General features: G+C 70.0%; 14 protein-coding genes. 5 read left to right on the top strand and 9 right to left on the bottom strand.

The features are described from left to right. The first annotated feature begins 59 nt into the window (after positions 1-59). Together ACN9MP_RS04445 and ACN9MP_RS04440 are read left to right on the top strand one after the other, a co-directional pair. Complete coding sequence (locus ACN9MP_RS04445; protein ID WP_426324112.1) at positions 60-251, top strand: hypothetical protein; 192 nt, start codon at positions 60-62, stop codon at positions 249-251. Between the two features lie 40 nt (positions 252-291). After that, entirely contained in the window at positions 292-1,338 is a 1,047-nt protein-coding gene (locus tag ACN9MP_RS04440) for an ATP-dependent DNA ligase (protein ID WP_426324111.1), read from the top strand. A gap of 7 nt (positions 1,339-1,345) precedes the next feature. Here the strand turns inward: ACN9MP_RS04440 and ligD are convergent, their stop codons facing one another. Together ligD and ACN9MP_RS04430 are read right to left on the bottom strand one after the other, a co-directional pair. Then, on the bottom strand, positions 1,346-2,389 hold the full coding sequence (gene ligD / locus ACN9MP_RS04435; protein ID WP_426324110.1) for a non-homologous end-joining DNA ligase: 1,044 nt from the start codon (positions 2,387-2,389) through the stop codon (positions 1,346-1,348). A gap of 63 nt (positions 2,390-2,452) precedes the next feature. Continuing rightward, positions 2,453-3,601 (bottom strand): SseB family protein, encoded by a 1,149-nt coding sequence (locus ACN9MP_RS04430; RefSeq protein ID WP_426324109.1) that lies wholly within the window; start codon positions 3,599-3,601, stop codon positions 2,453-2,455. Positions 3,602-3,686: 85 nt separating this feature from the next. Here ACN9MP_RS04430 and ACN9MP_RS04425 point away from each other — a divergent pair, with 85 nt between their 5' ends. Further along, the gene (locus ACN9MP_RS04425) at positions 3,687-4,226 is read left to right on the top strand and encodes a VanZ family protein (RefSeq protein WP_426324108.1); all 540 of its coding nucleotides are present in this window, start codon (positions 3,687-3,689) and stop codon (positions 4,224-4,226) included. 6 nt (positions 4,227-4,232) lie between these two features. On the opposite strand, the gene ACN9MP_RS04420 is transcribed toward ACN9MP_RS04425, so the two are convergent. The 7 genes from ACN9MP_RS04420 to ACN9MP_RS04390 all read right to left on the bottom strand — a co-directional run bounded on the left by ACN9MP_RS04420 (position 4,233) and on the right by ACN9MP_RS04390 (position 16,364). Next, complete coding sequence (locus tag ACN9MP_RS04420) at positions 4,233-6,692, bottom strand: ATP-dependent helicase (protein ID WP_426324107.1); 2,460 nt, start codon at positions 6,690-6,692, stop codon at positions 4,233-4,235. 62 nt (positions 6,693-6,754) lie between these two features. Beyond that, a complete protein-coding gene (locus tag ACN9MP_RS04415; RefSeq protein ID WP_426324106.1) occupies positions 6,755-7,636 on the bottom strand; it encodes a CHAD domain-containing protein in 882 nt (293 codons plus the stop codon). Between the two features lie 496 nt (positions 7,637-8,132). Beyond that, positions 8,133-11,192: a hypothetical protein gene (locus tag ACN9MP_RS04410; RefSeq protein WP_426324105.1), complete on the bottom strand. Its 3,060-nt coding sequence runs from the start codon at positions 11,190-11,192 to the stop codon at positions 8,133-8,135. A 67-nt stretch (positions 11,193-11,259) separates the two neighbouring features. Continuing rightward, on the bottom strand, positions 11,260-12,189 hold the full coding sequence (locus ACN9MP_RS04405) for a carbohydrate ABC transporter permease (RefSeq protein WP_426324104.1): 930 nt from the start codon (positions 12,187-12,189) through the stop codon (positions 11,260-11,262). After that, a complete protein-coding gene (locus ACN9MP_RS04400) occupies positions 12,186-13,289 on the bottom strand; it encodes a carbohydrate ABC transporter permease (protein WP_426324103.1) in 1,104 nt (367 codons plus the stop codon). Before ACN9MP_RS04400 ends, ACN9MP_RS04405 begins: the two co-directional genes overlap by 4 nt. An 83-nt stretch (positions 13,290-13,372) precedes the next feature. Continuing rightward, entirely contained in the window at positions 13,373-14,689 is a 1,317-nt protein-coding gene (locus tag ACN9MP_RS04395; protein ID WP_426324102.1) for an extracellular solute-binding protein, read from the bottom strand. A 43-nt stretch (positions 14,690-14,732) separates the two neighbouring features. Next, positions 14,733-16,364, bottom strand: a complete 1,632-nt coding sequence (locus ACN9MP_RS04390; protein ID WP_426324101.1) for a GH39 family glycosyl hydrolase — start codon at positions 16,362-16,364, stop codon at positions 14,733-14,735. 231 nt (positions 16,365-16,595) lie between these two features. Between ACN9MP_RS04390 and ACN9MP_RS04385 the strand changes: the two genes are divergently transcribed. Both ACN9MP_RS04385 and ACN9MP_RS04380 read left to right on the top strand, forming a co-directional pair. Further along, positions 16,596-17,597 (top strand): LacI family DNA-binding transcriptional regulator, encoded by a 1,002-nt coding sequence (locus tag ACN9MP_RS04385; RefSeq protein WP_426324100.1) that lies wholly within the window; start codon positions 16,596-16,598, stop codon positions 17,595-17,597. Positions 17,598-17,681: 84 nt separating this feature from the next. Further along, on the top strand, positions 17,682-19,409 hold the full coding sequence (locus tag ACN9MP_RS04380; protein WP_426324099.1) for a cation:proton antiporter: 1,728 nt from the start codon (positions 17,682-17,684) through the stop codon (positions 19,407-19,409). The last annotated feature ends 18 nt before the right edge of the window (positions 19,410-19,427 follow it).

Genomic DNA, 19,427 nt, shown 5'->3' with positions numbered 1-19,427 from the left:
AACGTCGTACCTGTCAGCAGATCGGAACCGCCCGGTTCCGCCCGAGACAGGAGACACCCATGAACGACCTGACCTTCGTCGGCACCATCGTCGCCCGGCAGCGCGAAGCCGACCTCGTTCGCGAGATCGAGCTCATGCGCTCGCACCGGGAGCACGGCGCGACCCTCGCGCGGCCCCACGGGCGGCGGCTCGGGGAATGGTTCCGGACCGCGATCGCCCGGACGCGCCCGCGGGGCGTCGTCGCCGCCTGACCGGGTGCGGGTGTCGGCGGACCACGGCAGGATGGTGCGCATGCCGTACGAGATCCCCGCGCCGATGCTCGCGAAGTCCGTGCCCGAGGTGCCCGACCCCGCGAAGGTGCCGGGTGGGCTCGGCTATGAGCCCAAGTGGGACGGGTTCCGCGCGCTGATCTCGTGGGACGGTGAGCGCGTCGAGATCGGCTCGCGGGGCGCGAAGCCCCTCACCCGCTACTTCCCGGAGCTGGTCGAGGCGTTCGCCCGCCTGCTGCCCGAGCCCTGCCTCCTCGACGGCGAGATCGTCGTGCCGATCGACCGCGGCGGGCGGCGACGGCTGGACTGGGAGTCGCTGTCGCAGCGCATCCACCCCGCGGCATCCCGGGTCAACATGCTCGCCGAGCAGACGCCCGCCATGTTCATCGCTTTCGACCTGCTCGCCGTCGGCGACCGCGACCTGCAGAACGAGCCGTTCGGGGTGCGGCGTGCGGCACTCGTCGAGCTGCTGCGCGATGTGCCCGACCCGGTCCACGTCACCCGCACGACCGACGACGCCGACCTCGCCCGCCGCTGGCTCGCAGAGTTCGAGGGCGCCGGGCTCGACGGTGTCGTCGCCAAGCCGCTCGAGCAGCCGTATGCGCCGAACAAGCGCACGATGTTCAAGATCAAGCACGCCCGGACGGCCGACGTCGTGGCGCTGGGCTACCGCATCCACAAGTCGGGCGCGGGCGTCGGATCACTGCTGGTCGGCCTGTACGGCGAGGACGGCACCCTCTATCCGGTGGGCGGCGTGGCGGCCTGGAGCAACGCCAAGCGGCTGGAGCTCATCGACGAGCTCGCGCCCCTCGTGCAGCGCGATGCCGGCGGCGAGGTGCTGCGCGGTGAGGGTGAGCCGTCTCGGTTCCAGTCCGGCCGCGCGGACTCCTCGTTCGTGAAGCTGCGCCCCGAGCGCGTGCTCGAAGTGAGGTACGACCAGCTCGAAGGCTGGCGCTTCCGCCACACGGTGCAGTTCGAGCGGTGGCGCCCCGACCGCGACCCGCGCTCGTGCACCTACGAGCAGCTCGAGGTCGTCGCCGCCTACGACCTCGCAGACGTCCTGGTCTGAAACGCGCTCAGGCCTCGGGCTTGGGCCAGTTCTCGGGGTTGATGCGGCTCGGCTGCACGCGCGGCGGCTCGCCCGGCATCTTGGGGAAGTCGGGCGGAAACGGCAGCTCTCCGAGCCCGTCTTCGAGGTCGCGCCGCCACCACTCCAGCAGGGTGTCGATGCGCCCGCGCTGGGCGAGCAGATCGGCCCAGGGGTCGCCCACGTCGGCGAGCCGCTGAGGCACGGTGCGCACCGTGAACGCGGCCGGGTCGACGCCGGCCGCGAGCTCGTCCCACGTCAGCGGCGTCGAGACGGTGGCGCCCGGCAGCGCACGCGGACTGTAGGCTCCGGCCATCGTGCGGTCGCGGTTGGCCTGGTTGAAGTCGATGAAGATGCGCTCGCCCCGCTCCTCCTTCCACCAGTTCATCGTCACCTTGTCGGGCTGCCGTCGCTCGAGCTCGCGCCCCGCAGCGATGACGGCATGACGCACGTCGAGGAACTCCCACTCCGGCTCGATGGGACAGAAGACATGGATGCCGCGATTGCCGCTCGTCTTCAGAAACGCCGTGAGACCCGCCTCGGCGAGAACGTCGCGCATCGCCGGGGCGACGGCGGCAGCATCCCTGAAGTCCGTTCCCGGCTGCGGGTCGAGGTCTATGCGCAGCTCCACCGGGTTATCGGTGTTGCCCGTCAGCGAAGCCCACGGGTGGAAGACGATCGTGTTCATCTGCACGGCCCACACGGCCGCGGCGATCTCGGTGAGGATGATCTGCGGATGCCGCCGCCCGCTGTTGTAGGTCACCGTCTGGGATTCGACGAACGGCGGAGCGCCCTTCGGCGGGTTCTTCGAATAGAACCGCTCGCCGTCGACGCCGTCGGGGAACCGCTCCAGCGACACCGGCCGATCGCCGTTCGCCGCGAGGAACGGGCCGGACACCGCGATGAGGTATTCGGCGAGCTCGCGCTTCGTGATGCCGAGCTCCGGCCAGATCACGCGATCGGGGTTCGAGATGCCCACCTCGCGATCGCCGTCGGGGCCGGGCACGGTCAGGGTGATGCGCGGGGACGCCATGGATCAGACGCTATCGGGGAGGGGCGACATCCGTCACCCCGCGAGGACCACCTCGCCCGCGGGTCAGCCCTCCGCCGCCAGGGCCAGAAGAGGAGCGAGGTCCTCGCGCGTGAGGCGGATCCACGGCCCTGCCGGGTCGATGACCAGGCCCGTGATCGCCTCGTCCGACCGCAGGGCGCGGCCCAGCTGTGCGCCGGTGATGGGTGCGGCGTTGTCGCTGCGCCCCATGACGGCGACCTCGAGCGGGTGCGAGTAGACCTCGATGAATCGCGTGCCGTCGGTTCCGCGGCTCTCGGCCAGGCCCGGCACTCCCCCTTCGGACTTGCCGACGGCCACCCAGAGCGGAACGCGGGTGAGCGCCTCCGCCACCTTGCCCGCGATGTCGTCGGTGCGCTCGGCGGCCAGCAGCGTCTTCACGGTGAGCTGGGGATCCGCCTCGTCGACCGCGCGCTGCAGCAGCTCCTTGGGAAGGACGGCGCGCGACGGCGCCGACGCCGGGTCGACGATGATCCCGTCGTACGCGCTCGCGAACACGTGTCGCAGCACGGTCAGCACCGGCTGCCCCATGGCCGACGTGCCGGTATCGCCGTCGGCCCTGAGACTCGCCTGCAGCGCGGCGCCACTCGAGTACACGAGCGCGAAGGTGCGGTCGCCCGAGTTGGCGACGGCCAGCGGCAGTCCCTTGCCCTCGGCGAGCAGGGTGCGCGCGTCTCCCTTCACCCGCAGGAACACGTGCCCCTGCAGCAGCTGGCGCGTGACGTCGAGCAGCGTCTGCGCGGCGGGCCCGTCTCCGACGCGGCCGAGGGCCGCGCGCAGCAGCGCGTTGTCGCGCAGCCCCGGGACGGTCTCGGTCGCCTCCGGCGCGGTGCGCATCCACTCGCGGGTTCCGAGCCGGGGCTGCGGACCCGGCGGCACCGTCTCATCAGCCGCCGGCTCGCGAGGCGCTGACGGCTGCGGCGCCGGGGGCACAACTCCGAGTCCGCCGTAAGACGAGACGGAGATGGACACGGATGCCGCCTCCGCAGGGTCGATCGGGCGCTCCGTGTGCGCGGGTCCACTGCCCGCGGGTTCGGTCGCGGCAGGCGCGCCGGCGGCAGGTGCGCCGGCGGCAGCATCCGCCGCAGCGGCAGCCTCCGTGGGCGCCGACTCGTCGGGTTGCGGGTCGGGCGTCTGGTCGCCGGACTTCTTCGGACGGCGCGAGAACAAAGCCATTGTGCGAGCCTAACCCGCGCTCCTCGGGGCGATCGCCCGCCCGTCCGCCTGAGACACGGGTGCCGACGCCTGACAAGATCGCCTCATGCCCGCGTGGGATCAGTACGGCGACATCGTCCTCGTCGCGCTGCTGGCCGGCGTCCCGGTCGGGGCCATCGTCACCCTCGCCCTCGGGCAGGGCCGGATCGACCGCGGGTGGGAGAGGCGCTGGGCGTGGCGCGCGAGTGTGGCCGAGGTCGCCATCGTCGTCGGCACGCTGCCCGGGCTGTGGATGCTCTTGGCCCCGCGCCACGGCGGCAGTCGCGTCGACCTGGTGCCGTTCCACGATCTCGTAGACCTGATGTCGGACTCCGACGCCGCCGCTCAGATCGTGGGCAACCTGCTCGCCTTCGCGGCCGTGGGCTTCTTCCTGCCCATCCGCCTGCGCCTCGCGCGGCCGGCGCTCGTTCCCCTCGCCATCGCGCTCATCGTCGCTGCGCTGTCGCTGACCATCGAGGTGCTGCAGTTCGTTCTCGACATCGGTCGGGTCGCATCGTTCGACGACATCATGCTCAACATCGCCGGGGCGGTCGTCGCCTGCGTCGCGTCGATCCGCTGGTGGCGATCGCGGCGCGGCCCGGCGTGAGCCGGGTCAGAGCTTGGTGATCGGGGCGATCTTGATCAGCAGCTTCTTCGGGCCCGCGGCATCGAACCGCACGTGCGCCACGCACTTCGCGCCTTCGCCGGTGACGGCATCCACTCGTCCTTCTCCGAAGTCGTCGTGACGGATGCGGTCACCCGGCGCCAGCTCGAGATCACCGTTGTCGCGCACCTTCGCCGGGATCCTGTTGGCGAACCGGTCGAGGTTGCCGGACGGCTCCCTGCGCGGCAGCGGCACGAGGTCGTCGCCGTACCGCTTGCCTGCGCCGGAGCCGCCGAAGCCGCCGCCGCGCCGCGCGTTGAGCGCGCGCGACTGCGTGCCGCCGCGCGAGTTGACGTCTCCCGGCGACTGGCGCCAGTGCAGCAGCTCCACGGGGATCTCCTGCAGGAACCGGCTCGGCATCGCCACCGTCACCTCGCCGAACTGGGCGCGGGTCATCGCGAGCGACAGGTAGAGGCGCTGGCGGGCGCGCGTGATGCCGACGTAGAAGAGGCGTCGCTCCTCGGCCGGACCGCCGGGCTCGTTCGCCGAGATGCGGTGCGGGATCAGGTCTTCTTCGACACCGGTCACGAAGACCGCGTCGTACTCGAGGCCCTTGGCCGTGTGCATGGTCATGAGCGACACCGAGCCCGAGGCGTCTTCGAGGTCGTCGGCATCCGACACGAGCGCGACCTCGGTGAGGAAGTCGAGGAGCGTGCCCTCGGGGTTGTTGCGCGCGAACTCGCGGGCGACCGCCACCATCTCGTCGAGGTTCTCGATGCGCGCTTCGTCCTGCGCGTCCTTGCTGGCGCGCAGCGCGTCGTAGTACCCGCTCTTGTTGAGGAGCAGCGAGAGCCCCTCGGCCACGGCGGTCGGCGGCGCCAGCTCGCCCGACGACGGGAGCATGATCTCGGATGCCTCGGCGAGCACCGCGTCGAGATGCGCGATGGCCGTCTGGATCTTGGGCCCGACACCGAGGTCGGACGCGTTGGCCAGCGCGTCGCGGAAAGTGATCTGCTGGTCGGCGGCATAGCGCGAGATCGTCTCGATCGTCACGTCGCCGATGCCGCGGCGCGGCCGGTTGATGATGCGGCGCATGGCCATCTCGTCGGCAGGGTTGGCGACGGCGACGAGGTACGCGAGGGCGTCCTTGATCTCGGCGCGCTCGTAGAACTTCGTGCCGCCCATGATCTTGTAGGGCAGGGCCGAGCGGATGAAGATCTCTTCCAGCGCACGCGACTGCGAGTTGGTGCGGTAGAAGACGGCGATCTGCGAATAGTCGACGCCGCCGCGGCGCAGGGCCTCGATCTCGTCGGCGACGAACTGGGCCTCGTCGTGCTGCGAGTAGCCGGTGAAGCCGACGATCTTCTCGCCCTCGCCGACGTCGGTCCACAGGCGCTTGTCTTTGCGGTCGAAGTTGTTGCTGATGACGGCGTTCGCGGCCGACAGGATGTTCTGCGTCGAGCGGTAGTTCTGCTCGAGCAGCACGACCTTGGCGCCGGGGAAGTCCTTCTCGAACTCGCTGATGTTGCGGATGTCGGCGCCGCGGAAAGCGTAGATCGACTGGTCGGAGTCGCCGACCACGGTGAGCGACGCGCCCGCCTTGTCGGGGTCGTCGGCCGGGTCGGCCTCGAAGATCATCATGCCGCCCGACGATGCGATGGGTCCGGCATCCGTGCCGATGGGCCGCGTCAGCTCGTGGATGAGCGCGTACTGGGCGTGATTGGTGTCCTGGTACTCGTCGACGAGCACGTGCCGGAACCGTCGGCGGTACACGTCGGCGACGTGCGGGAAGGCCCGGAAGAGGAACACCGTCTGCGCGATGAGGTCGTCGAAGTCGAACGCGTTCGCCCGCTGCAGCTCCCGCTGGTACGCGGCGAACAGCTCGACGAAGACCCGCTCGGCGGGGTCGCTCATGTTCGCGGTGCGGGCGTAGGACTCGGCATCGGCCAGCTCGTTCTTGAGGCGGGAGATCTTGCCCTGCGTGGCCGCGGGCGTGAGCCCGAACCGGTCGGCCTCGTGCTCTTTCACGAGGCGCTTGATGAGCGCGCGGGAGTCGCCCGAGTCGTAGATGGTGAACGACTTGGTGAACCCGAACTGCTCGGCCTCGCGGCGGAGGATGCGCACGCACGCGGAGTGGAAGGTCGAGATCCACATGCCGCGGGCGGAATCGCCGACCAGGTGCGCGACACGTTCACGCATCTCGCCGGCAGCCTTGTTGGTGAAGGTGATCGCGAGGATCTGGCTGGGCCATGCCTCGCGATTGCGCAGCAGCGAGGCGATGCGGCGCGTCAGCACGCTGGTCTTGCCCGACCCGGCGCCCGCGACGATGAGCAGCGCCTGGCCGCGATAGGTCACGGCTTCGCGCTGCTGCGGGTTGAGGCCGTCGAGCAGGTCGTCATCCGCCCGTGCCCCTGGGGCCTGCGGGCCGATGTCTCTGCCGACGATGATGGGGGTGCTGGCGTCCGTCATTGCCCGTCAAGTCTAGGCGCGCGCGCCGACACTCACGCCGTCGGGCCTGGACCTCCAAGGGATCAGGGGAGGTCGGATGCCGCATCCTTCAGCCGTCGGAGGGCGGGGGCCACCTCGGCCAGCTGTTCCTCGGCCGCGGCCTGGGCGAGCGCGGCGACCGTGTCGTAGGCGTCGGACCGCTCGCCGGCGCGGCTCGCCAGCGCCCCTTCGCGCTGGGCGTGGCGGGCGAGCAGCATGCCGTCGCGATGATCTCCGAGGGCGTCGTGCAGGTCGTCGCCGGCCTCGGCCAGCGCCTCGACCTTCTTGGTCCACAGCCCCGGGGCGGCTTCGGCGACCGCTTCTGCCACGTACTTCGCGCGACGCGCGGCCTTGCGGAGGTCGTGGTACCTCTCACCGGACTCGTCGAGATGGCGCCCCACTTTGAGTACGCGCTTCGTCTGGGACTGCAGCACATCCGACAGCACCGGGGCGGCCGCGCGGTCGGGCTCGACGACGATCAGGCCGTCGACGAACTCGCGCAGTTCCCGCTCCCTCTCCCGCGCCCGCGGGCTCTGCGCCAGCTCCACGAGGCGCGCGTGCGCCGCCGAGTACGCGTCGCGCTCGCTGTCGACCAGCCGACGAACCACAGCGAGGTCGTCGATGCCGGCCTGTGCGAGGGTCTCCTCCGCGACGGATGCGCGCACCTCGATGTCGCGGACGACTCCGAGCTCGCTCCCCCACTGGGCGAAGGCGACCCGCAGCCGCCGGGCCGATCGTGCATCGAGGGAGTCCTCGAAGCCGGCGAGCACGCTGCGCAACCGTCGCACCCGCACCCGGTGCTGGTGGACGCCGTCGGGCTCGTCGGCGAGCGCCGCCGCTGCCGTGGCCTCGATCTCGTCTGCCGCCTGCCGGACGATCAGCTCGAGCACCGTCCCGATCGTGAGGTCCTTCTCCGCACTGCCCACGCCCTGAGCCTATGGGCGGTCGGCCCCGCCGGCCGCGCCCCGCCGAGTGATCCGCGCGCTCGCGACTCGCCTCCGATGCGAGCACGGGGACGGATGCTGCGAGCCGAGCCCCTCCGGCACCCGCGTGCCGCCCTGCGGGCGCGGACTCCTCTCGATTTCGGAAACGCGTGCCGGGGGCGGGCATGTGGCGAAAACCGCAATGAACTTCCGGTTCACACGGCCCTGAGGGCCGGGGTGCGGCCCCTCCCTTCCGGATGCGCGCGACCCGCGGGGTGCCGGAGGCGGGCGTGCGCCCAAAGCCGCAATGAACTTCCGGTTCACACAGCATTGAGGACCTGGAGTGCGGGCCCGTCTCGCTTCCGATACGCGCCCCGACGGGTCCCAGGTCGAGCTGTGTGAACCGGAAGTTCATCGGCCTTCTGAGAGCATGCCGGCCGGAGCCGCGGCGCCCGGCGCGAGACCGCACAACAGCACCGCCGCGCGCCGCACCTCGGTGTTATCGCGTGTTCTCGCCACGTGCGCGAGAGACGGATGCCGCCCGGCGTCGCCACGGCAGCGCCAGCGCCACTCCCACAACGAGCAGCACGGCCCCGGCGCCGGCGGCGGCCCAGGGGGTGGCATCCGGGATCTCGAGATAGGTCGTGATTCCGAGGATGCGCGCGAGGCCCCACGGGAGGAGGCCCATCTCGTCGTTCCAGAGCGAGAGCGCAGTCTCCAGACCGACGAATCCCACTACCAGGGAAGGCACGAGCAGACCGCCGCCGACGGCCGCGAGCACCGAGCCGGTCGCGCGCCGCGCGCCCACCTGGGCCGACAGCGCCCAGCCGGCCGCGACGAAAACCCAGACGAAGAGCGCGAAGGCCACCGTGATGTACGCCGTGCGCAGCACGGGCTCGGTCCAGAAGGCGAACCAGTATCCGCCCGGGCCGGTGAACGACAGAGCGAAGAGCGTCACGATGCAGCGCAGCATCACCACGCCGCCGACGGCGGCGATCACGGGCCACGGGGACCGGTTCCACACGAACAGCCGCAGCACCAGGGCGAAGACCGCCCACGCGCCGATGATCACGGCAAGGTGCATCCACGACAGCAGCGACGTCTGCACCGCCCGCGTCGCCACCAGCAGCCCCACGGGCACGATGAGGAGCAGCCAGCGGTCGAGCTCGAGCATCCCGAGCGTCGACTCCCTGGCCCGCCACGGCCGCATCGACGCGATCCAGGTCGCTCGCGCCGCAGCCGCACCGGGCTTGGCGACCAGGCGCGTGCGGGCGGAGAGCATGCCGATCACGACCCAGGCGATCGCCAGCAGCAGCAGCCCGCGGGCGAGCCAGGCCATCGCGTCGTCGCGCGCGGCGCGCTCCACTCCGAGCTGCGCGGCGGTGAGGTTGAACGCCGGGTGATCGACGTTCCCCTCGTACTGGGAGAGGTGGCCAGCGGCCAGCTTCTCGAACGAGGTCCGGTCGGCATCCCACTGCCCGCGCGCGGCGGGCGAGAGCGTGTCGTGCCACTCCCCCTGGTGCAGGATCATCGCGCGGTACGCCTCGAGCAGGCGCAGGGTGTCGAGCTCGTAGTCGAGCGTGTCGAGGAACGCCGCCCGCATCTCGGGCGAGCGCCAGGTGGCGGCATCCGTCCCCGAAACGAGATCGCGCATCTGCTCGACCGACGCGACCGCGTCGGCACCGGAAGCGATGGCCGCCTCGATGCCGTCCGGCCCGCTGTCGCGCACGATGGAGTACAGCACGTCGAGCACCGCCGAGTCGCCCGTGAGGATGTCCCACTCGAAGATCCACATCATGGGCGGCGGCTCGAGGCCGATCGCGAAGACGCGCTCACCGGCGAACTGCGGCACGTACATGCCCTGCGCGATCGCATCGCGCGAGCGCGTCATCGCCTCGACGATGGCCTCGACCGTGGCCGGCTCTTCGGAGAAGTACGAGCGCGCCCACGCCGCCGTGACGCCGGCGACGTCCGCCTCGGGGTTCTGCGCCAACGCCGCCGCCAGCTGCGTGTTCAGCTCGTACAGCTGCCAGAATCCCGCCTTCAGGTACAGCGACATCGGTCCGGCACGCCAGGGGCCGCCGTCCTGGGTCCACACCCAGATGCCCTCGATGCGGTCGTTGTCGGCGAGCAGCTGCTGCAGCGCCCACTGGTACTGCGTGCCGAGGTCGTTGGGGAACGCGCCGAAGTTCTCGAACTCGCGCCGGCTCTGGAACTCCACGATGCGCCGCTGCTCGCCCTGCGCGAGCGTGTCGTTGAGCGGCAGCCACGTGTAGAAGTCGCCGAGGGTGTACTTCGTCGACACGATGAGGGCGGGCGAGTCCAGCCCGCCGAGCACCGCCTCGTACGACTCGCTGCTGGTGTGCATGTCGCCGACGGCGCCGACACCGACCGACCACGTGCGGAAGATCACTTCGCGATCGGATGCCTCGGCCTGCCCCGAGAACGCCTCGAGCATCGTGCGCACGGCGTCGACCGAGGTCACCTCGAGCGCGGAGTAGTAGTCCCAGCCCCCCACGTCATAGACAGGACCCGCCTCGCCGATGCGGATCAGCACGCCGTCGAGCGCGGGCGCCGCGTCGTAGAGCTCGTCGAGGCCTGCGGTGTAGACGTCCCACAGCTCGGGGTTCTCGGTGTCGAGCGAGCCGAAGCGGTCGGTCAGGTACTGCTCGAGCGGACCCGTGAGCGCGAGCATGTCGGTGCGGAGGAACACCTTCACGCCCAGCTCGTCGGCGCGCTCCCAGAACGGTGCGAAGGCCTCGCGCAGCGCGAGGGCCTTGTCGCGGTGGTCGTCGCCCTCGGCGTAGACGGGGCCGCCCGGGGCGTCGTCGAAGGTGACGAACTCCACGAACCCGGGGAACGCGACCGCGTTGAAGCCGTTGGCGAGTGAATGCCGGAGGAATCCGTCGAAGTCGTCGTAGGCCGCGGCGAGCGCCGTCTCGTCGATGTACGGCGCCTCCGGCAGGAAGACATCCGCGAAGGCCTTCGACGCGTGAGAGTAGTCGTCGCCGGACTCCCACTCGGCCGGATCGGGTATCACACCGACCGCGCCGAGATCGGTCATGCGCAGCGGCAGCTCAGACGCTTCGTGCGAGCCCACGAGGTCGGTGACGGGCTGCGCGGCGCGCACCTGCGCGGCGAGGTCGTAGAGGCCGCGAACGGCACCGGCCTCCGAGCGCGCGCTGATCCGCAGCGCGGCGGCGTCGCCGGCCAGTTCGTAGGCGTCGTCCGCGTCATCGGTCGCGACGAGGGTCGGGTCGATCCGCACCGTGAGTGCGGCTTCGCCGGATGTGACGGATGCTGCGGCCGCGGCATCCGTCAGCTCCTCGACCGCGACGTCCAGACGTTCGGTGCCGGGGGCGTCGATCGCCGTGAACTCGGGCGGCGCGACCGGTGCTGCGACCTCGGGGACGACGGGGGCGGCCGGCCGCATCTGCGCCGACGGCTCGGTGCGGATGCCGAGCGCGTCGCCGACGGCGAACGCGACCCCGGCGCCGAGCGCCAGCAGCACGATGGCGGTGACGACGGCGAGGATGCCTCGCCGTCGCGCCGTCGTCATCCCTCGATCCTAGGTCCGCGGGCTCGGTGCCCCCGGACGGGGGCCCCGAACCGTTGCGCACCCGTTGTCAGCCCTTGACGGCTCCCGCCATGACACCGGCGACGAGATGCCTGCCCGCGAGCACGAGCACCAGGAGCAGCGGCAGGGCGACGAGGAAGACGCCGGCCATCACGAGCCCGGTGTCCGACGTGAACGCGCCGCGCAGCTGCGGAACCACGAGGGGCATCGTGAGCTGGGAGCGCATGACCACCGACGGCCAGAAGAAGCTGTTCCACGAACCGATGAAAGTGAACAGGGCCAGGGTGGCCGCGGCAGGGCGGGCGGCGGGCATCGCGATCGACCAGAACGTGCGGAACATCGAAGCGCCGTCGACGCGCGCGGCCTCGATGAGCTCGTACGGCAGCGCTTCCTGCAGGTACTGCGTCATCCAGAACACGCCGAAGGCACCCACGAGACCGGGCACGATCAGCGCGAGCACCGAATCGATCCAGCCGAAGTCGTTCATCATGACGAACAGGGGGATGGTGCCGACCTGTGCCGGGATGATGAGCGTGACGAGCACCGCGACGTAGAGAGCCTGCCGGCCCGGGAACCGCAGCTTCGCGAAGCTGAAGCCCGCGAGCGTCGAGAAGAACACGACAGAGGCGCTGACCGCGACCGCGACGAGCAGCGAGTTGCCGAAGGCGAGCCAGATGCTGAACTGCTCCGACGCGAAGACCTGGCCGAAGTTCTCCCAGAGCCGTGCCGTCGGCAGCCATCGCGGCAGATTGCCGACCGCCCTGGTGATCTCGGTCGTCGTCGACGAGCCGTACATCGCGGCCGCGTAGAGCGGGAAGACGGACAGCAGGAAGACCAGGGCCAGGATGCCGTAGGTGACCAGCCCCGGACGCCGGCCCGAAGGAGCATGCGAGGCGATCGGCCGGCCGCGCGCCGCGCGCTTGGCCGCGTACCGCGCGGCGCCTCGGCCAGCGGTGTTCTCGATGAACGCCGTATTCATCGGCGTGCTCCTTCCATCGCGTCACCCGCGACCTCGTGTGCGATCACCGGCGGGGTGCCCGACGGCTCGTCGGCGGACGCGCCCCGCCGGTCGCGCCGGCGGGAACGGCGCGAACGGCGGGAAGCGCGCGGCGCCGCGTCCGACGAGGAGATCCGCCGGGTGAGGGCGAAGTTGAGCAGCGAGATCACCAGGATGATGACGGCGAAGATCCACCCCACGGCCGCCGCCTGGCCGAGGCGGTCCTGCCACTGACCGAACCCGAGGTCGAAGAGGTACAGCATCACGGTGGTCCATTGATTGTCGGTGCCGCCTTGACCGCCGCCCGTGCCGCCGCCGTCGAACAGTCGCGCCTCGTCGAAGATCTCGAGGCCGCCGATGGTCATCGTCAGGATGACGAAGATCAGCGTCGGGCGGATGCTCGGGATCGTGATCGAGAAGAACTGGCGGGTGCGCCCCGCGCCGTCGACGGTGGCCGCCTCGTAGAGGTCGCGCGGCACGGCCTGCATCGCCGCCAAGAGGATGAGGGCGTTGTAACCGGTCCATCGGAAGACCACCATCGACCCGATCGCGACGTGCGAGAGGAATCGGTCCTGGAAGAACGGCGAGCTGCTGTCGGTGAAGAGCCCGAGGGCGTGCAGGTTCGGCACAAGGATCCCGAACTGGCCGAACACCTGACCGAAGATCATCGAGGTGGCCACCGGCATGACGACGAAAGGGATGAGGACGCTCATACGCCAGAACGTCCGGGCGCGCAGGTTCTGGTCGAGGATCGCCGCGATGAACAGGGCGAGCACGAGCTGCGGGACGCCGCCCAGCAGGAAGATCGAGATGGTGTTCTCGAGCGATCGCCAGAAGAGGGGTTGCTGCAGCACCCAGGCGAAGTTGTCGAGTCCGACGAAGTCGCCCATGCCCGCACGCCGGTGCCAGTCGTGGAGCGCGACGACGACGTTGAACAGCAGGGGGAAGACACCGAACACCGCGAAGAGCAGGAAGAACGGCGAGATGTAGAGGTACGGCGAAACCTTGACGTCCCAGCGCGAGAGCCGCTGCCCCCAGCCGATGCGCCGCGGGGTGCGCGGCGCCGCTGAAGTGAGAGCCATCGTCGGCTCCTTCCGTGGAGTGGGTGCGAAGTGGGGGGTGCCGCGGTCCGGCCGCGCGTGGGCGCAGCCGGACCGCGATGTGATCAGTCGGCCGTCTCGAAGCCGAGCGCGTCGAACTCGCTGACGACCGAGTCCCATGCCTCCTGGGCCGTCGCGCTGCCCGCCTCGACCTGGCGGATGCCGTCGGTGACGAGGGTCTGGATGCCCGCGAAGTTCTCGCCGCGGTAGCCGCCGGCGGCGGCATCCCCCGCACTGGCCGCGAGGTCTCCGTAGATCTGGCCGAGGTGCTGGCCGCCGAAGAACTCGCTCTCGGTCTCGGCGATGTCAGGGCTGGCGATCGCCTCGAGCTGCGAGGGGAACTGGCCCGTCTCGTGGAACCACTGCACGGCGGCGTCGGGCGACGTCAGGTAGTCGGCGAGCTTGACCGCCCATGCGGTGTTCTTCCCCGTGGCCGGCACCGCGAAGAACGAGCCGCCCCAGTTGCCTCCCCCGTCGGGGAAGGTGCTCGAGACGCGCCAGCCGGGCACGCCATCGGCGTTGTCGGCGATGATGCCCGCCATCCAGGCGGGCGTGACCACGGTCGCCCACTGACGGTTCTGGAATCCCGCACCCCAGTCGGCGTGGCCGATCGGGATGCCGGCCGAGATGCCGTCTTCCGCCGCCTCGGCGAACATCATGAAGAGCTCTTCGATCTGCGTGTTGTCCGCCAGCTCATACGGCTGGCCGGAGTCCGGATCCTCGAAGGCGGCGGGAAGCAGGTTGATCGCCGCCTGGAACGCGCTGGAGAGGGAATCGATGTAGTAGTTGTCGGATGCCGCGACATACTGACGGCCGGCGTCGAGGAAGGATTGCCACGACGCGGCGTCGCCGCCGATGAGCTCGCCGAAGGAGTCGGCGTCTGTGGCGACGCCCGCCGCCGCCATCATCTCCTCGTTGTATGCGATCCCGAGGGGGCCGATGTCGGTGCCGTACCCGGTGATCACACCATCGACGGATCCCTGCTTGACCTTCCAATCCACCCAGCGATCGGGGATCTCGGGCAGTTCCACCCAGTCTTCGGGGACGGCCATCATCTCGGTCCACCAGTCCAGCTCGATCAGGTGCACGTCCGACAGCCCGGCACCGTTGGACGACAGGCCGTTGCGCAGCACCGTCTGCGCCGACGCCCCGTCGGGGAAGGAGTTCACGACGACCTCGATCCCGTACTCGTCCTCGAAGGACTGCAGCAGCTCGGGCGGGAAGTCCATCCAGGCCGCGACGGTGAGCTTCTCGGGCTTGTTGTCGTCGGTCGCCTCGCCGCTCCCGCCGCCCGTGCCGCCGCCTCCGCTGCAGGAGGTGAGGGCGAGGGCCGCCAGCGCAGTGGAGGCGATGACCGCCGCGGCTCGTGTGCTGATTCTCATGGTGGATCCTTTCGTGACGTCGTTGTACGCGGATGGGGGTGGGTCAGGGATTTCGGGGCGCGATCGACATCACGGCCCAGGGCGCGAGGGTGATGTCGATCTCCAGCACGCCGTCGGCGCTCACGATGAGCGAACGACGGTCGAGGTCGTCGGCGATCGCCGCGAGTTCTGCGACCTGCCGGGGGCTGAGGTTGAGCGGCTCCCCCAGCCGGTGCCACGCCTCGGCCACGTTGCCGTGCTCGAGGTCCAGGGTCTCGACGTCGTAGACGTCGCCGGGGCGGAGACCCGCCACGGTGTGCGCGATTCGCCGGGCGGGGCCTTCGCAGGCGAGCCGGTGCGTCTGCGCATACCTGGTGGCGCCGCCGATGGACTGCGAGCCCATCGAGTCGGGGTAGTTGAAGAACACGGCGGCGACGGCATCCTCCGCCCTCCGGGTGATGATGCCGTGCTCCGTCTGCAGCGCGATCCGGTCGCCGAGCCGGTTCAGCATCGCCATCGCGTGGAACGTCGGCTTGTGGATGCCCTGCTCGTTGACGAATCCGAAGCCACCGTGGAACGGACCGATCCCGCCGCCGCCCTCCTCGAAGACGTCGGTGAACGTCCAGTACGAGATCGAGTCAGCGAGGCTGTGGCACTGGAGGAACGCGCGCGCGATGTAGGTGGCGGCGTAGACGGTGTCGTGCATGTTGTCGCGGCTGGACGGCGACGTGGACCACTCGGTGATGTGCAGCTCGGCATGCGGATAGGGCGAGTGAGCGATCACCTGGCGCATGACCTCGAGGTCGTTGCGCGTCGCATCGCGGTCTCGGCTGATCGAGCGGCCGACGCCCTGGGTGTCGAATGCGTAATCGGTCGGGTAGAGGTGCGTGGAGAGGAAGTCCAAGGGGAGTTCTCGTTCCGCGCAGTAGGCGATGAGCTCATGGATCCACACCGGCTTCCAGGGCAGCGCGTCGGGGTCGGTCGCCTCCGCCGTTGCGGCTTCGACCGACTTGTCGTGGTACTCGCCGTCGTAGCGGGAGTCGGGCACGAAGACCGAAGACGAAGGTCCGCCCACCTTCAGGCTCGGATCGACCGCCTTGATCGCCCTGGCCGTCGCCTCGTAGAGCTCGAAGTACTCGGTTCGCGTGCCCGTCCAGAAGTGCGGCACGAGGTTCGGCTCGTTCCAGACCTCGAACGGCCACGTGCGCACCTCCTCGATCCCGTACCGCTCGATCCAGTGCTCGACCGTCGCGGTGACGAGCGCCACCCAGGCGCCCATGTCGGTCGGCGGACTGCAGTGCGCCTTCCACCAGAAGAGCGTCTCGGTCTGCGTGGCCAGCTCGCGCGGCATGAAGCCCAGCTCCACGAACGGGCGAGCACCGGCGGCGAGGATGAAGTCGAAGACCTTGTCCACGTAGGCGAAGGTGTAGACCGGTGCCGCGAGCGGCGTCGGAGGGCCGAAGCCGCCGCCGTTGGAGGCGCGGTACACGAACATGTCGTCGTGGAAGATTCCGTGGAATCGCACGTAGCGGGCTCCCAGCGAGCCGACGGCTTCACGGAAGTGGCTCTGCCAGTCCGCACGGAGCGCCTCGTTGGCACGACCCGCTCCGAGGCACACGCTCCACACGTGGGGCAACGGCGCCTCGGTGGAGGTTCGGCCGTCGACGGTGAGAGCGAGCGACGTATCGACGGACAAGGACGACCTCCGTTGGTCTAAGGGAGCGAGATTTTAGAATTCGATCTTGCGAAACTGTTTCGCAACATGTATCGTTCGATCAGGTTAGGCATTTCCGCGCCGCCTGTCAAACTTTTTCTATCGTTGTGAAACATCGGGAGGTTCGCGGATGGGTCCAGATAGCGAAACTTGTTCGCCGCTTGAGGTCCGGCGTTGACCAGCTCGCCGCAGCATCGGGCCACGCTTGCCGACGTGGCCACGGCGGTCGGCGTCTCGCGCGCCACGGTCTCGAAGGCGCTCAACGGGCGGGGCGACATCTCCGACGAGACGAGGGAGCGCGTGCTCGCGGTCGTCGCCGAGCTCGGCTACCGCCCGACGACCGGCCTGACTCAGACGCCTGGCCGACGTTCGATCGCCGTCGTGTTCGACATTCCCGCGTCGCCATACATCGTCGGCGTGCTCCAGGGCGTCCTCGCAGCTGCAAGCGAGGCTGGCGTCGATCTGCTCACGCGGTTGGCACCCGACCGCTCCTCGCGCACCCAGCGCGCCGTCGCCCGCGAGTGGGTCGCGCAGCAGCAGGTGTCAGGAGTGGTCGGCATCATCGGGCTGACGCTCTCCCGCCCCGACGGGCTCCTCGAGGCCTCGAGCAACGCGGGTCTGCCGTTCGTCATGGTCGACCCCGTCGACGCCCACCACCCCCAGATGGTGAGCGTCGGCTCGAGCAACTGGGCGGGAGCGCGCACGGGGGCTGAGCATCTGCTCGCGATGGGTCACCGTCGCATCGCCTGGATCGGCGGCCCCGAGGCGTCCGATGCCGCACGCGACCGTCTGTACGGCTACCAGGCCGCGCTGGACGCTGCAGGGGTCGAGATCGATCCGTCGCTCATCCGTGCCGGGCAGTTCGCCATCGCGACCGGAGCGGAGTTCGCGCGCGAGATGCTCGCGTCCGCCCATCCTCCGACCGCGATCATGGCCGGCGACGATGAGATCGCGGTAGGTGTGTTGGCGACCGCTCACGAACTCGGCATCTCGGTGCCGCGAGACCTCAGCGTCATGGGCTTCGACGACACGCCGCAGGCGGCGTGGACCACCCCGCCGTTGACCACCGTGCACCAGCACCTCGAGGGCATGGGCGCGATGGCCGTGCAGACGATCCTCGTCATGGCGGATGGCCACAAGCCCTCGTCACGGCACGTCGAGCTCGCAACATCGCTCATGGTGCGCGACAGCACCGGGCCGGTGTCCGCGGACTGACCCCCCCAACTCCGACCGGAGAGCAGCGCCGGCCCGCAGCATCCGTCCCCCTGTCCGGTTCCCCGCGCCGAATAGGGTGAGGGCATGGAGCTGGGGATCTACGCCGTCGTCGCGGTGGCGGTGATCGTGGCGGTCGCGGCGTTCTCCAAGAAGCTCGGCGTGGCGGCTCCGATCATCCTCGTGCTCGTCGGCGTGGGCCTGTCGTACCTGCCGGGAGTGCCCGACATCGAGGTGCCGCACGAGATCATCCTCGACGTGGTGCTGCCGCCGATCCTCTACGCCGCGGCCATCAGCGTTCCGATCACGGACTTCCGCCGCAACCTCGGGTCGATCGCGAGCCTGTCGGTGGTGCTCGTGATCGTGACGGCGTTCGCCGCGGGGTTTCTGCTGTACTCGCTGCTCCCCGACCTCAGCCTCGCCGCCGCCGTCGCGCTCGGTGCGATCATCAGTCCGCCCGACGCGGTGGCCGCGACCTCGATCGGCCGTCGCGTGGGGCTGCCTCCCCGGCTGCTCACGGTGCTCGAGGGCGAGGGCCTGCTCAATGACGCGACCGCCCTCGTGCTGCTGCGCTCGGCCGTCGCCGCCGCGGCCGTGGGCATGGCGTCCCCGTGGGCGGGCGTCGTGGACTTCATGTACGCCGTGGTCATCGCCGTCGCGGTGGGCCTCGTCGCCGGGTTCGTGACGGTGTGGGTGCGGTCGAAGCTGAGCGACCCCGTGCTCGACACGGCGCTCTCGATCGCCGTGCCCTTCGTCGCCTTCGTGCCGGCCGAGTCGCTCCACGCGTCGGGAGTGCTGGCCGTGGTCGTCGCCGGGCTCTACACGGGCCACTCGGCGCCCACCAGGTTCACGGCCCAGTCGAGGATCAGCGACCGCATCAACTGGCGCACCATCCAGTTCCTGCTCGAGAACGGCGTGTTCCTGCTCATCGGGCTCGAGATCCGCACGCTCATCGACCACGTCGACCCCACCGTGCTGAGCGCCGGCGAGGCGGTGCTCATCGGCCTGCTGGCGACAGGGGCGCTCATCGTGATCCGCTTCCTGTGGATCGGCCCGCTCGTCTACTCCCTGGGCAAGCGCGAGGAGCGCACCGAGAAGCGCACGTACCGCGCTCTTCTGGCCTTGTACTACTACCGCAGCAATCCGGTGGCGACGACGCGGGAGGCTCGCATCCGCAACCGTCTCGAACGCGACTACGAACGCCGGCGCGCCGATCTCGAGCAGCAGCGGCAGGAGCACATCGACTGGCGCGGCGGCATCGTGCTCGGGTGGTCGGGCATGCGCGGCGTGGTGACGCTCGCCGCCGCGCAATCGCTGCCCGAGAACACGCCGTACCGGCCGCAGCTGATCCTCATCGCGTTCACCGTCGCCGTGGTGAGCATCGTGCTGCAGGGCGGCACGCTGCCGTGGGTCATCCGCCTGCTGAAGGTGCAGGGCATCGACGCGCACGAAGACAGCAAAGAACTCGCCGCGCTCCTTGAAGACATCAGCAACGTCGGCCTCGAAGCTCTGAACGACATCGAGACGGATGCCGCCACCACCGTCCCCATCGACCCCGACGTGATCGAGCGCGTGCGGCAGACGTCGTTCCTCAGCACCGAGGCGGCGTGGGAGCGGGCGCGCGCGGTGCGCAGGCCGGGCGAGATGCCCCACCAGCAGTACCGGGAACTGAGGCTCGCCGTGGTCGAGGCGGAGCGGGAGCGGCTGCTGACGCTGCGCGCTCAGGGCGTCTACTCGTCGAGGATCCTGAAGGAGGCGCAGTCCATGCTCGACCTCGAGGAGACCCGCCTCTCACGCCAGACCGGCGACCACTGAGGCGTTGTCCTCGCGTCA

Source organism: Microbacterium sp. E-13 (assembly GCF_049912955.1).
Taxonomy (GTDB): domain Bacteria; phylum Actinomycetota; class Actinomycetes; order Actinomycetales; family Microbacteriaceae; genus Microbacterium.
This window is presented reverse-complemented; position numbering and strand designations above follow the sequence as displayed.